Source organism: Enterococcus sp. DIV0176, assembly GCF_050528535.1.
Lineage (GTDB): Bacteria > Bacillota > Bacilli > Lactobacillales > Enterococcaceae > Enterococcus_B > Enterococcus_B thailandicus.
This window is the reverse complement of record NZ_CP172879.1, coordinates 719452-734453: the sequence shown is the minus strand read 5'-3', so window position 1 is coordinate 734453 and position 15002 is coordinate 719452. Positions and strand designations below refer to the sequence as shown.

Here is a 15002-nt window from a genome sequence, read left to right as displayed (position 1 = left end):
CTGACAAACTAATCACTAGTTAGCTTGTCAGACCCTATGGCAACTTATTCTTTCACTTTTATTACTTAATTACTGAATTATGCTTGTGGAATTGTTTCTGATACAGGAACTTCTTTGTTCTTATCACGACGTGCAATCGCAGGTAAGATCATTCCTAGTAAAATCAACACAATTGGTGTAATGATATTTGAAATCAATTGGAACCACCAAGCTTTTGGATCAGCTGCGTATTCGATTTTTGGAACCATACCTAAGATACAAGCAAATGCTGTAAATGCAAAACACCATGCACCGAAGATATAACCGATTTTAGGATTCTTAACAAATTTATACTCTGAAGTGAATTTTTTATATGCTTTATTCAACATCATGTAAGCCAAGAATACCCATAGATAACGCATTGGCATTACAACTGAGTTTAAGTTAGTCAACCATTTAACTAATTCATTCATGTCTTTGATACCGAAAATTGGTAGTAAGATAATGATACTTACTAAAATCCCTGTTAAGAAATAACCGTTGACCAAAGTCCCTTTACGATTACGTTTACGCAACCAGTTTGGTACGAACTCTGGATCAGCATCAGCTAACAAGATTTTTAGTGGCGCGTCAATTGAGAAGGCCAAAGCAGAAATTTGCCCAACCATATTTGTTAACGCATAGATAATCATTAGTGCATTTCCAATTCCATAGTAATTACCTAAAATTTGGAAGGCACTGTAAGCACCATTTGCCATTAAGTCTTTGGGAATATTGTCACTTGCAAATAGCATACCCATTGCAACTGAACCTAATACTGCACAAACACCAACCATTGCTGCTAAGAAAATCATTCCTTTTGGAAATTCTTTTGCAGGATTTCTTGTTGAGTTTACGTAAGGAGAGATTTTTTCTGCTCCACCTACTGCGAAAACTAACATTGAAACGGTTGTGAAGTAACTAAAATCAAATGTCGGAATATATGTTTTCACTTGATTCATATGTGGTGTAGCAAATTCCATTGTTGGATTGATGAATGGTGCTGTCACTGCTAGTAAGATGAATAGTAATGACATCACGAACATCGCAGTTCCTGCTAATCCACCGATTACTTTCAATGTTGATAATCCTTTAGTTGATAAGTATAAGAACGCTAGAAAGATTACTAATGAAATAATAGCAACTAATTGAACAGACATCGTATTCACGATATCTCCATTTCCTTGGACTGCCCAGCCAGCGGCAATCAAAATTGCTTGTGGTTTTTGTGCCAAATAAGGAATATGCACAACCCAATAAGTCCATGCAGCGTAATAAGCTAGTCGTTTATTGGAAGTTGTATTTTCAACCCAAGAGCTTACGCCACCTTTACTATCTTTAAATGTTGAACCTAATTGGCCAACAATCAAAGCATAAGGAATAAAATAGATTGCAAGAATCAATAGCCAAGAAGTAATAACGGAAATCCCTTGTTGTGCATAGTTATTCACAACATTTCCCATACCCCAGACCATATTGAATGCAATCAATGCAACTGTGAACCAGCGCAGTTGTTTGTCGTTCATTGTCTCTCTCCTTTGATATAAAGTATCTATTGCACCATGTAATAATAATCACTTTTTTTAACTGTCGCAATAGTTTGTTATTTTAAGTGTGCATTCTTTTATCATAAACACATCATTTTAAAATTATTTTTTCATCATAAAACCAGAAAAATATTTTTTGTTCAAAAAGTTTTCGTCTTATGATACTTGCAAGACATAATTTTCTGAAAAATGAAAATACATTTTTGTTTGCTGCGACTTCTTTTAAAATTACATGAAAAAAATCCAAGAGACCAGCAACAGTGATCTCTTGGATTCGAACATACGTTATTTTTTAGAGCGATAACAAAACTTTTTTACGCATATTTAATTTATCAATATTCATTTATTTAATTTTTTCACTCGCAAACATCTCATTGCATTCAAAACAGCAATCACCGTTACCCCGACATCTGCGAAAACAGCATCACCCATTGAGGCAAAGCCTAATGCACCAAGTAGTAAAACTAGAACTTTCACACCAATTGCAAAGACAATATTTTGTTTCACAATTCGTAATGTCTTACGAGCTACTCGCATCGCGTCTGCAATTTTTGAAGGTTCATCGTTCATGATTACAACATCAGCTGCTTCAATTGCCGCATCGCTTCCTAATCCGCCCATGGCGATTCCGACATCTGCTCTTGCTAAAACGGGAGCATCATTGATTCCGTCACCCACAAAAGCTACTTTGCCAGAACTTTTTGCAAGAATCATTTCTAATTTGTCAACTTTATCTTGAGGAAGCAATTCACTATAAACTTGATCAATTCCTACTTTTTCACCTACAGAATCAGCAATCTTTTTCGCATCACCTGTCAACATGACTGTTTCTTTGACGCCAGCTTTTCTCAACTTATTCATTGTTTCAATTGCATCCTCTTTTAGTGCGTCTGCAATCAATAGGAAGCCGACATATTTTTGGTCAATCGCAACATAAAGTAATGTTCCAACTTCTTCACTCGTAGAAAATGCAATTTGTTTACGCGCCATCAATTTCTGATTACCAACTAAAATATCATGAGCATCAATCACTGCTGAGATTCCCTCACCAGCAATTTCTTCTACTTGTTCACTCACCAATAAAGGACCTTGGTAAGCAGCCAAGACTGATTGAGCGATTGGATGTGTAGAATATTGTTCGGCACTCGCTACATATTGCATAAAAGTTGTTTGATCCATCGTTGTTTCAATTGTTTGAACTGAGAATTCACCTTTAGTTAACGTCCCCGTTTTGTCAAAAACGACTGTTTCTGTTTCTGCAAGTAGTTCAAGGTAGTTACTTCCTTTAACCAATACCCCAATCTTACTTGCGCCACCTATCCCGCCAAAGAAACTCAATGGGACAGAAATCACTAAAGCACAAGGACAAGAAATAACTAAGAACGTCAATGCTCGATAAATCCATTCAGAGAATACGGCACCAGGAACCACTAATGGTGGCACAATTGCTAACAATACCGCTAAAACAACTACGATTGGTGTATAGTAACGCGCAAATTTAGTGATGAAATTTTCGGCTGGTGCTTTCTTACTACTAGCATTTTCAACTAATTCCAATAACTTACTGATTGTTGATTCACCATAAGTTTTCTCAACACTCATTACGATAGGTTGATTTTTATTGATAAAACCGCTGAGAATCATTTCTCCACTCGTTACTTTTCGCGGAACAGATTCTCCAGTTAAGGCAGAAGTATCAACCATAGATTCACCTTCAATAATCTTTCCATCTAGTGGGACTCTTTCACCAGGCTTGATTAAGACTTGTTGTCCTAACTCAACTGCTTCTGGTGAAACATTCTTCCAGCCTTCAGAAGTTTGGACACGGGCTGTATCAGGGCGAATGGCCATCAGTTCACGAATAGATCTCCGTGATTGTTTGACCGCAAATCCTTGGAAATATTCACCTACTTGATAAAACAGCATTACAGCAACTGCTTCAGGATATTCGCCAATAATCATTGCACCAATTGTCGCAATCGCCATCAAAAAGTTTTCATCAAAAATCTGACCCTTGGTTATATTCATAACAGCTTTTTTTATTACATCAAAACCAATTAATCCATAAATAAGGAGATAACCAATTAGGCGAACAATACCAGTTGGCGAGAACCAAATCAAAAGGCCCATTCCTAATGCAGAGATAAGAATACGAAGCAAATCATTTCGACTATTATCATGCTCATGATTATGTCCGTCTCCGTCTTGATGATTATTTGTAATCTCACTAACCGCCACATCAGGTTCGATTTCTTTAATTGCTTGCTTCGTTTTCGTTTCAACTGTTGCTAAATCTGCTTCGTTTGCAACAATTCGCAACTTACCAGTAGTAAAGTTTACATTTGCTTCCTTCACACCTTCAATTGTCTGTACTTTTTTTTCAATTTTCATTGCGCAATTTGCACAATCTAAGCCATCTAATCGATAATCTTTATTCATTTTCTTTCCCTCCTTGCAATACACATGAATAACTCTTCATAAGTAATTATAAATGAATGTGCATTCATATGTCAACTGGAAGCCTTCTCTTTTTTTCTTTTATTTGACATTTTTCTTTTCTTGTCAAAAATAGCGGACAAAACGATTTCCGTTTTGTCCGCTATTTGATCGTTACTCAAAATAATAGTGATTACTTGGAACAATTTCTGCTCCAAATGGCATCAATGCCAAACGAGCTAATTTGAATGATTGCTTACCAAATGGGATTCCCACAATCGTAATGCACAAAATCAAGCCACTTACAACGTGTGTTAACGCCAAAGGGAGACCTGATACAATCAACCAAATCAAATTGACAATCAATGAAAAACCACTTTGATGATAAACGACTTCTTTTCCAAATGGAGCAAAAGATAGAGAAGCAAGTTTAAAACATTGTAACCCAATTGGGATTCCAACAATTGTTATACACCATAATACACCGGCGATCAGCCAGCCAAGTCCACCAACTAATCCACCAAAAATAAACCATAAAATATTTCCTAAACAGCTCATACTATTCTCCTTTGCCAAAGTTACTTGAATCTATTATCGCATAAAATGCCAAAAAGGAAGCATGAAAGTTTCGTCATGCTTCCTTTTTAAACTCTTTTTATTAAGTTGTGTTCTTATTTAAAGTGTTCCTAAAGCAACTTCCTCCCAGTAAGTCTAAATTTCACAAAAATATGGAAAACTATTTTTAGAAAAGCATCCTTATTGCTTGAAGCTAATCGCTTGGAACCACAACCTTTATGGATAAATACGGTTCAACAAACGAGGGAATGGGATTGCCTCACGCACATGATCAATTCCTGAAATCCAAGTAACCGTACGTTCTAGACCCAAACCAAAACCTGAATGAGGTACAGAGCCATATTTACGTAGGTCAAGGTACCAAGAATATTCATTTTCATCTAAGCCATGTTCACGAATTTGTTCTAGTAAAAATTCGTAATCAGTTGCACGTTCACTGCCTCCAATGATTTCGCCGTAACCTTCTGGCGCAATCATATCTGCACAAATCACAACATCTTCACGTGTAGGATGTGGTTTCATGTAGAAAGGTTTGATTGCTTTTGGATAGTTCAAAATGAAAACAGGTTGTTCAAATGAATTCGCAATAAACGTTTCGTGTGGTGAACCGAAGTCCTCGCCCCACTCAATATCATCAAATCCATTTTTCTTCAATAGTTCAATCGCATCATCATACGTGATACGTGGGAAAGGTAATTTAGTATAAGACTTCAAGACTTCTTTATCACGTTCCAGTACATCTAAAGCATAATCACAATTATCTAAGACACTTTGTACTAAGAAAGCCACATATTTTTCTTGGACTTCCAAGCTTTCTTCTTGATGAGTAAAGGCCATTTCTGGTTCAATCATCCAAAACTCAATTAAGTGACGACGTGTTTTTGATTTTTCTGCACGGAATGTTGGTCCAAATGAAAAGACTTTTCCAAATGCCATTGCAGCAGCTTCCATGTATAATTGACCACTTTGAGAAAGATACGCTTTTTGATCAAAATAGTTTGTTTCAAATAAGTCGGTTGTGCCTTCTGGTGCTGAACCAGTCAAAATTGGTGGATCAATTTTAACAAATTGATTCGCATTGAAAAATTCGTACGTTGCACGAATGATTTCATTTCTAATTTGCATAATTGCATGTTGACGTGATGAGCGCAACCATAAATGGCGGTGATCCATCAAAAAGTCTGTACCGTGTTCTTTCGGTGTGATTGGATAATCATGACTTTCACCAACAACTTCGATGTTAGTAATGCCAATTTCATACCCAAATTTTGAACGGCTATCTTCACGAATTTCACCAGTAACAGTGATTGCTGTTTCTTGATGTAAGTTCTTAGCTGTTTGGAAAACTTCTTCTGGTACCTCACTTTTGACAACTACGCCTTGGAAAAAGGCTGTTCCATCTCTTAGTTGAAGAAAGGCAATTTTTCCGCTTGAGCGCTTGTTAGCAACCCAAGCACCAATTGTCACAGTTTCTCCTACATGGTTTTTCGAATCAATAATTTGAATTTGTTCCACGAATGACTCTCCTTTTTTCTTCCTGTTTTACTTTCAGGATTCATTTTGACTTTTACTCTCAATAAATTGAGCAATCCTTAACACAGCTTCTTCAAGCGTTCCAAGATTTGTCGCATAGCTCAAACGAACATTTTCACTTGCACCAAATCCTTCACCCGTAACTAAAGCAACGCCTGTTTCTTCTAACAGATCTTCGACCCATTCTGTCACATTGCTATACCCACAAATAGTTAACGTTTCTTTCACATTAGGGAACAGATAGAAAGCGCCTTGCGGTTTCGCAAGTTTGACTCCTGGCAATGCTGCCACTAATGGATACAAACGGTTGAGACGTTCTTCAAACGCCTGACGCATTTCTTCTACCGTATCCTGTTCTCCTCTTAATGCCTCAACTGCAGCATACTGACTGACTGCTGTTGGATTGCTAGTCGATTGTGATGCAATCGTGATCATTCCGTCAATGATTGCTTGATTACCAACTGCATACCCGATCCGCCAACCAGTCATGGCATATGTTTTTGAAACACCATTGATGATAATTGTTTGTTCACGAATTGCTTCACCTAATGTGGCAATTGGAGTAAATTCATTGCCATTATAAACTAAACGACCATAAATATCATCTGCAACAATCAAAATATTATTTGCAACGGCCCATTTTCCAATCGCCAACAGTTCTTCTTTGGTGTAAATCATCCCTGTCGGATTAGACGGTGAATTAATAATCACCGCTTTCGTTTTCTCAGAACGAGCAGCCTCTAACTGCTCCACTGTCACTTTGAACTCATTTGCTTCTTCTCCACGAACAAAGACTGGGACACCTTCGGCTAATTTGACCTGCTCCCCATAACTTACCCAGTAAGGAACAGGGATAATTACTTCATCTGAGGGATCAAGAATTGTTTGAAAGAGCGTGTATAAGGCAAACTTTGCTCCGTCAGTAACAATGGTCTGTGAAGCTTGATAATCAAGTTGGTAATGCTGTTTTAAATAATCAACAATTGCTTGGCGCAACTCTGGAATTCCAGCAGTTGGTGTATAATAGCTTGCTTTCCCATTTTTGATTGCTTGGATTGCAGCTTCCTGAATATTCTCAGGTGTTGCAAAGTCTGGTTCACCTACTGTTAAGCTTAAGATATCTCTACCTTGGGCTTTCAGTGCTTTTGCTTTGGCTGCCGCTGCAAGTGTTACAGAAGGCTCTAAACGTTGTGCTCTCTTAGATAGCTCCATCCTTTTCATCCCTTCACAGTTAAATATTTTGAATGGTTTTCACTTCATCGCCTGATTCAAATGTAATAAGGTAATAACTTAATGAATTGTCCGTACCTTTAGCGACAACTTCCCAAACAGGCTGATCTTCAAAAATCCCTAGTGTTGCTTTTTCAATTACGGCTTCTGGATGTGCTTCTTGGATTTTTTGTTTGGCTTCTTCTTCTGTTAAACCTTTATTTTGATCCAAGATTTTCACCTTATCACCAGATTTTGGAATGACGACTACAATTTTTTGATTTTTGTCATTCGTCCCCATTAGTGAAAAATAAGTTTTTTCACGCGTATACCAGTAAAACTGATCGACATTTTCCAAATTCGCATATTTCTTTGCAAGAGCTGTTGCTTCTTTTTCCGCCTGTGCATAAGGGCGATTTGATCGCAAATAAAAAATCGAACTAAAGACGATTACTGCTAGTAAAAATACGATCAAACTAAGCAACACGCGATTAATGGTTCTTTCTCTTTTTGATTCTTTCTTCAAGGATCGTCGCTCCTTTATCTTCATTGCATTTCATTATACCAGATTTTTCTCTCAAAATAGGAAGATTACTTTGACTTTATTCTTCGTTTTTTGTTAAGAATTCACTGATTTCTTGGTAGATTACATCAATTGGTTCTTCTTGGACTTTTACTTTTTTCGGTAGAGAACGTAAAATTCTTCCACCATATCTTGCCGTTAACAACCGACGATCTAAAATCAATAACACACCACGATCAGTTTCAGTCCGAATCAGTCGTCCCAACGCTTGGCGTAATTTCAAAGCTGCTTTAGGCACTGATTCCTGATAAAAAGGATTGATTCCTTCTGATTCAAGATAGGCATTTCTAGCTTTTACCATTGGTCGTTTTGGATTATCAAAAGGTAGTCGTGTGACAACAACAATTTGGAGCGCATCTCCGGGCAAGTCGACACCCTCCCAAAAGCTATCAGCACCAAAAAGGACACTCATTTCTGACAACATGAATCGCTTCAATAATTTTTCGCGACTTCCACCAAATCCTTGTGCTAATATTTCTCTGCCTTGTTCCAGCATTCTCATATGCATTTTTTGATAGACTTGTTGCAAAATATCATGCGAGGTGAACAAGACTAAAATAGGTCGCTGTTCTCGTTTAATCAATCCCGTTAGTGTTTTGGTCAAGTATTCGATATATTCCTGACTTGTTACCTGATTCACTGCGGGTGCTTCTGTTGGCAAATAAATTCTGGCTTGGCTTTCATAATCATATGGTGAGGCAATTACTTTCAATGGTGTGCCTTCAATACCCAGTCGTTTTGAAAGATAATTCCGATCCGGTCCAATTTTCAAAGTACCACCAATGTAAAGAATGTGTTGATATCTTGGATACCAAACTGTTGTAGGTAATAACGCTGCTTGAAAATCATGTAGATGAAACATCAATTGCTGTGGACCAGTTCCAAGCACGACCCAGTGAATCAACTGTTCACGCCAATCTTCCAACCATTGCTCCATAAATTGTTGTTGCGTATCTAATTGGTCAAATAAAGCATACAAATTGGCTAGATCCAAGCGCATTTGATTTGACCAGCTTTCTTGAATGATTTCCAAACTTAATTTCAATTGTTCATGAAGCTGATAAATTTCCCGATAGAATAATTGCAGATGATCAATCGCAATCCCTGCCTCAAATGGTAATTCATCTAATAATTCTTTCGTTACCATGACCTCTTCTTGATGACTGTTTCCGTTTTGGTTCAACAACTCCGTCAGACCTTCTGCAATCGTGAACTGTGCCTCACATAAAGAAACTAATTCCTGCCGGTAAATCTGTAACCAACGAGTCACTTCATGATTATCTGGCAAATAACTGCTCATGCGATCAAACAATTGCCCTTCATCATTCAACTGCTGTACTTGTTTATAAAAATGTGCCACACTCAATCTTCGATCATTGATTTTCTCAGCAATTTCAGGCAAGTGATGCGCCTCATCAATCAACAAATAGGGGCTCTCAGGTAGTAATGGCTCTTTACGCAACGTTTCTTGGACTAAAAATGCATGATTAACAATCAAAAAATTACTTTGTTTTGCTTTTTTCAATAAAAAGCGAACAAAATCTTGTTCGTAAAATGGCTGGTTTGGTGCTAAAAAATGAACGCCACGATGAGCAATATCGTGGAAAAAGACATGGTTCAAATTCGTTAAATGTAATTCATCTAAATCACCGGTTTGTGTTTGTGTCAGCCAAACTAAAACCGACATTTGATACAATGCATATTGTTTTTGACTTGGTGCTTCGTTCAGTGTCGCTTTCAACCGTTGAAGATCAATATAATGACGAAAACTTTTGATGATTGTTGCTTGAATCGGCTGATCCAGTAATTGGTTTAGCAAAGGAATGTCTTTCTCGACGATTTGTTGCTGAAGGACTAGTGAAACAGTACTAATAATAGCTGGTTTCTCAGGTGTTGCCAAATAGCTTAGTGGTAACAAGTAGCCAATCGTTTTCCCCATTCCCGTCGCAGCTTCGATCATCAAGTTTTTTTGTTCCTCTTTTTTAGTGAAGTGATCATATACTGCATTCATCAAACGATTTTGTTCTTTACGATACATCAATGTTTCGCCAAACATTCGCTCTTTTGCCTGTTTTTTTCTTGGATAAGTTTGTTTACCGTAGTGAACCTGGGAAAACAGCTCCACTTGTTTCTTCTGTAGTGCAATCCCATCAATGATCTCAATCGAATCATCTAATGGCTGGACTTGCTGTTTCATCTCTTCAACAACACGTGCGATGAATCGGCTCGTATCCATCCCAGTGTATTTACTTAGTCGAACGATTTCTTCCAACGTAACTAATGGCAACTGACGCATGCGTTCTTCAATCAGTAAAAGGAGCTGACCAGTCACTTCCGCATCGCTGTCTGCCTGATGTGGATTTTCATGAATAAATCCTAAACTTTCAGATAAATCGCTCAAGCGAAAACTTGGTTCTGTTGGTAAAAAAATCTGCGCTAATTCAACCGTATCAATCCCCGGAATCTTTAATTCTGGAAGACCACACCGCATCAATTCTTGATTCAAAAATTTATAATCAAAGTAAATATTATGTGCGACAAATACTGTTTCTGCTAAGAGATTGTAAATCGTCGGTGCGACATCTTCAAAATAAGGCGCACGCTGGACGCGTTGGTTCGAAATTCCTGTTAAATGTTGGATTTGTTTTGAAATCTTTCGCCCCGGATTAATGTCGATCGAAAAGCGGGAAGTAATTCGACCAGCTTCAATCATGACGCAGCCAAATTGAATAATACGATCTTCTTTTGGGTTCGTCCCAGTCGTTTCAATATCGACGACTGCATAAGTTGTTGGTTTCAAAATAATTTCCTCTTCTCTTGCCGCTTCATTTACTTTTTTAGTACGGGTGTTTCTTTTGAAATTATACTACAAAGAAGAGGCTGCGACAAAAGTGTTTCACCTTAAAAAGAAAGAACGAACGTTCAAAAATGATTCACACTTTTTTTATCCACCTTTTCTCCCTTCTCAAAGATTTTTTTCCTTGCTGGCTAACTTTCGTAACAAAAAAAGGCTGAGAATTTTTATCCTAGCCTCTCCCTTTTATTTTTTCTGTAAAAAATTGAATCGTTACTGATTGGATCAAGAAAAAAGAATCAACTCTGACACAATAAAAAAGCTTGGAATAATTATCAAAAGATAACTACTCCAAGCTTTTGTTTAATTTATAGGTTAATTAAGCTTTAGTAACGTTAGTTGCTTGAGGTCCACGTTGACCTTCTTCAACATCAAAAGTTACTGCTTGGCCTTCTTCTAAAGTTTTGAATCCGTCGCCTTGGATAGCTGAGAAATGAACGAATACGTCGTTTCCGTTTTCTGCAGTGATAAATCCAAATCCTTTTTCTGAGTTAAACCATTTAACTGTACCTGTTTCCATAATAAAAATCCTCCTTGTGTTTCAAACACATATTTTGCAATTACTTGTATGGTGAATATCTGGAAGATGTTTATTTGAAACAAGCTACCATAATTACCGAACAGAAACTACGACTATTAATATACCATACATCTATTGGAATAGCTAGAATTTTAGAACATTTATTTAAAAAAACTCCATTTTTTTCACAATTCCCACCTTAAGTAGAACTCGAACAATTTTCTTTGAAGTTTTTTGATTATTAAGAAAGGAAACGGATACGCAAAAAAAAAGAACAAGAAGCCAGCGTAACGTCTGACTTCTTGTCCATAGTAAAAATAAGAGAAATAACACAGCAAGCCTTTTCTAATACTTAAAAGCAGGTCATTCTTAACTGTTCTTTGTGCACTATTTTCAGCCTTATTTTCGTGGTCAAATCAAAAATTCTTTTTGTTATCTATTAAAGTGGATGGGCTTCATTCGCGCCCTTTTTCTCGGTGTTCCCCAAGCAGCTTCTTCGACAATAAGTCTTTTTTTCATAAAAACATGAGTAGCTATTTTTAGAAAAAATTCCTTATTGCTTGAAGCTGAACGCTTGGAGCCACAACCTTTCTCTCGGTGTTCCCAAAACAACTCCTCCACATAGCTTTCATCCACTTCAAAACATGAGATGCTGTTTTGAATGGCTGCTCACTATCTTGTCGAAGCTAAACGTTTTGTGCTACAACCTTCCTTAATAGCGCAAAATTGCCACCAAACTCTTTTCATCTGGCGATTCTTTTTGATCTAAGATAAAGACTTGTCCACCAGTTTCAATGACATCATCCGCCAATTGATTTAAAACTTGACGGCGATCATATTCCGTTTCCGGATCTTCACCAAAGCCATCGACTAAATTAGAAGTTGCAATAAACAAATGCGAAATTTTACCTTCTTTCGCCGCTGGAACAATATCCACTAATTGATCAATGAATTTTTTATCCAACAATTTGTTATAACTTTCAGCTTCTTTATCTGCCAATTCTTTTGACAAACGTTGCGCGCCAACCTCAATATCTTTTAATGACAATTGCGCTGGTGAAGCTGAGACAGCAACATCTGAACGATAGTCTGGATTTTTTGCTACTTTTTTGAAAACAGCTTGATTTTCAGGTAAGGCAAATAAATAAATTGGCCATTTTTCTGGATTTTCAAATGTATCACGTAAATAATTATCTACCGCTTGATAATAGTTAATCCAATCGATTTTGACTTCTTCATCTTTCGTGCTGACTCCATGGAACGTCACACCTTCTTTTGAATTCCCTGCTTTACCACTCGTAATAAAGTTTAGATTCCCACCTGTTAACTCGTCGCCCAAAGCTGTTACGATATCTACTGGTGCATCTTCTGGTAATTCGATTTCTTTGATCAACTTGTTGCTTACTTCATACAACTTCATGGAATCGCGATTCAATCCTAATAAAAAATAAGAATAGTTGAATTGCGCATTTTTAATGATTGCCAATAAATAAGGTAAATCACTAACATAATATTGATCATCAACTGGAATACTTAAACGGTAAATATACGATTGCTCTTCATTTAAGACAACTGCCACACTTTTTGTGCCACTACGCCAAAATGAAGCATCATTTAGGATTTCCTCAATCTTTTCTTTAAATGGAGTCCACTCATGTTTTGAGTATTTTTTTTCAAAACGTTTTTTGGCTTCTTTCGCAAAATTTTTAAATTTGATTTGATCTTTTTCAACATCTTGATGTGAAACGTGTGTATTCAACATAATTGTTACAAACGGACCTTTTGCACCTTCTGAAGCTAATTGAGACAACAATTCTTTATCGATTTTTGTCATAAACGCATCCCTCCTAAAAAAATCATTCCTACATTTAAAGTCTACCACAACAATTTTTTTCAACCCAATAAAACGAATTGCAACCCGCAAGCGTTTTCTCATTTCTCAATAATTCATGTTTTGTTCACATTTAAACCATTCTTTCCTCTAAACTTCTCAGCAAATGATTCAAAATTTACTATTATGATTAAGTTATCAAATAGAAAAACTTCAAAAAATGGATTGATCACTAACTTAAATGAGGTGAAAAAGATGCAATTACTAATTATTTTTAGTTTATTGAGTATGATGAGCTTATTCGCATTTGTCGCTAGTCGTGTCGTTGAACTTGACCCACAACCAGTTAAAATACGTGTAAAAAACGATTGATTTCTACTATAATTTTGACTCTACGTCTCCTGATTTACTAACATCTAAAGTTTTTTTCAGAAACATTGAAAGTCCCCACACTCTCTGATAAAATTTTAATTTGTACGAAAAGAAATCGATAAGGAGACTGAATATGTCCATAAAAAAAACACGGTTAGTTGTTCTGCTTGCTAGCCTCATCTTATGTGTTGCCTCCCTTTTCCCCACATTAACTGTTAGGGCTGACGACACGTTTTCTGTTGGCGCCAAAGCGGCCTTTGCAATTGATGCCGAAACCGGCAAGATTTTGTATAACCAAGATGGTGATACACCGATGGGAATTGCCTCAGTCACAAAAATCATTGGTCTTTACATTATCCTTGACCAAGTTAAACAGGGAAAGCTTGCTTGGGATGATGAAGTATCCATTTCAGATTATGCGGAAGAATTAAGTGTTACACCAGATCTATCAAATGTGCCATTGCACAAGGAAAACACGTATACTGTCAAAGAACTTTTTGATTCTGCTGCAATCCAATCTGCTAACGCATCAATTGTTGCACTTGCTGAAAAAATTGCTGGTAGTGAACCTAAATTCGTTGAGTTGATGCAAACACAATTAAAAAAATGGGGGATCACAGATGCTACTTTAGTCAATGCTTCTGGACTAAATAATAGCTATTTGGGGGATAATCGCTACCCAGGAAGCTCTGAAACAGACGAAAATCAGCTTTCTGCACGTGATGTCGCTATTGTTGCTCGTCACCTGATTCTAGATTATCCGGAGATTTTAGAAGTCACAAGTACTGCGACTCAAATGTTTGGTGAAGATACGGTTTCCCCAGTTGAGATGGTTAACTGGAACTGGATGCTTCCGGGATTTATCAACCACAAAGAAGGCGTTGATGGATTAAAAACTGGAACAACTGATTTGGCCGGTGCCTGTTTTGTTGGTACGATCAAAAAAGATGATCGTCGTGTAATCACCGTTGTATTAAATGCTGATGGCCATGAAGAAAATCCAAGTGCTCGCTTTACTGCTACTGCAAACTTAATGGACTACTGCTATGACAACTGGTCAGAAAAAGAATTAGGTAAAGCTGGCGCAAGTATTCCAGACATGAAAACAATCGATGTTCTTGATGGTAAAGAACAAACTGTTCCAGTCGCACTTAAGTCACCAGTTAAAGTTTGGGTTCGTAATGACATGGATACAGGAAAGTTAACCATTACACCTACACTTGCAAAAGATTCATTAACCGATCAAAAAATTCAAGCACCTGCAGACAAAGGAACAAAAGTCGGTACTGCTACAATCACTTTAGCAGATGACAAACTTGGCTATTTAGATGAAAAAGATGCACCTGCAACTGATATCATCACAACTGCTAAAGTTGAAAAAGCGAATATTTTCGTTCTTGGTTGGCGACATGTCGCTGAATTCTTTACAAATCTTTTTTAATCCTAAGTAAAGTAATCTACAATTCATTAAGCGTGAGAAACGTTTGTCACACGACAACGGCTCTCACGCTTTTTTATTTCGC

10 protein-coding genes are annotated in these 15002 nt (G+C 37.1%); 1 reads left to right on the top strand and 9 read right to left on the bottom strand.

The features are described 5' to 3' along the window. Positions 1-77: 77 nt before the first annotated feature. The 9 genes from IGJ66_RS03555 to IGJ66_RS03515 all read right to left on the bottom strand — a co-directional run bounded on the left by IGJ66_RS03555 (position 78) and on the right by IGJ66_RS03515 (position 13110). On the bottom strand, positions 78-1544 hold the full coding sequence (locus tag IGJ66_RS03555) for an amino acid permease (protein ID WP_067483942.1): 1467 nt from the start codon (positions 1542-1544) through the stop codon (positions 78-80). 360 nt (positions 1545-1904) lie between these two features. Further along, the gene (locus IGJ66_RS03550; RefSeq protein ID WP_430616825.1) at positions 1905-4004 is read right to left on the bottom strand and encodes a heavy metal translocating P-type ATPase; all 2100 of its coding nucleotides are present in this window, start codon (positions 4002-4004) and stop codon (positions 1905-1907) included. A 171-nt stretch (positions 4005-4175) separates the two neighbouring features. After that, complete coding sequence (locus IGJ66_RS03545) at positions 4176-4559, bottom strand: YccF domain-containing protein (protein WP_067483938.1); 384 nt, start codon at positions 4557-4559, stop codon at positions 4176-4178. A gap of 234 nt (positions 4560-4793) precedes the next feature. Further along, positions 4794-6092, bottom strand: coding sequence for an asparagine--tRNA ligase (gene asnS, locus IGJ66_RS03540; protein ID WP_067483937.1), 1299 nt, complete (start codon positions 6090-6092; stop codon positions 4794-4796). Positions 6093-6125: 33 nt separating this feature from the next. Next, positions 6126-7322, bottom strand: coding sequence for a pyridoxal phosphate-dependent aminotransferase (locus IGJ66_RS03535; protein WP_071869145.1), 1197 nt, complete (start codon positions 7320-7322; stop codon positions 6126-6128). A 19-nt stretch (positions 7323-7341) separates the two neighbouring features. Further along, positions 7342-7869 (bottom strand): DUF5590 domain-containing protein, encoded by a 528-nt coding sequence (locus tag IGJ66_RS03530; protein ID WP_071869146.1) that lies wholly within the window; start codon positions 7867-7869, stop codon positions 7342-7344. A gap of 52 nt (positions 7870-7921) precedes the next feature. After that, the gene (locus IGJ66_RS03525) at positions 7922-10702 is read right to left on the bottom strand and encodes a helicase C-terminal domain-containing protein (RefSeq protein ID WP_071869147.1); all 2781 of its coding nucleotides are present in this window, start codon (positions 10700-10702) and stop codon (positions 7922-7924) included. A gap of 373 nt (positions 10703-11075) precedes the next feature. After that, positions 11076-11276, bottom strand: a complete 201-nt coding sequence (locus IGJ66_RS03520) for a cold-shock protein (RefSeq protein ID WP_002288762.1) — start codon at positions 11274-11276, stop codon at positions 11076-11078. Between the two features lie 712 nt (positions 11277-11988). Then, entirely contained in the window at positions 11989-13110 is a 1122-nt protein-coding gene (locus IGJ66_RS03515; RefSeq protein WP_430616824.1) for a hypothetical protein, read from the bottom strand. Between the two features lie 502 nt (positions 13111-13612). On the opposite strand from IGJ66_RS03515, the gene IGJ66_RS03510 reads away from it, so the two are divergent. Further along, positions 13613-14920, top strand: a complete 1308-nt coding sequence (locus IGJ66_RS03510; RefSeq protein ID WP_067483930.1) for a serine hydrolase — start codon at positions 13613-13615, stop codon at positions 14918-14920. Positions 14921-15002: the final 82 nt, after the last annotated feature.

Coding starts and splice junctions, on each gene's coding strand:
- IGJ66_RS03555 (WP_067483942.1), bottom strand. CDS start 1,544: ATGAACGACAAACAACTGCGCTGGTTCACAGTTGCATTGATTGCATTC.
- IGJ66_RS03550 (WP_430616825.1), bottom strand. CDS start 4,004: ATGAATAAAGATTATCGATTAGATGGCTTAGATTGTGCAAATTGCGCA.
- IGJ66_RS03545 (WP_067483938.1), bottom strand. CDS start 4,559: ATGAGCTGTTTAGGAAATATTTTATGGTTTATTTTTGGTGGATTAGTT.
- IGJ66_RS03535 (WP_071869145.1), bottom strand. CDS start 7,322: ATGGAGCTATCTAAGAGAGCACAACGTTTAGAGCCTTCTGTAACACTT.
- IGJ66_RS03530 (WP_071869146.1), bottom strand. CDS start 7,869: ATGAAGATAAAGGAGCGACGATCCTTGAAGAAAGAATCAAAAAGAGAA.
- IGJ66_RS03520 (WP_002288762.1), bottom strand. CDS start 11,276: ATGGAAACAGGTACAGTTAAATGGTTTAACTCAGAAAAAGGATTTGGA.
- IGJ66_RS03515 (WP_430616824.1), bottom strand. CDS start 13,110: ATGACAAAAATCGATAAAGAATTGTTGTCTCAATTAGCTTCAGAAGGT.
- IGJ66_RS03510 (WP_067483930.1), top strand. CDS start 13,613: ATGTCCATAAAAAAAACACGGTTAGTTGTTCTGCTTGCTAGCCTCATC.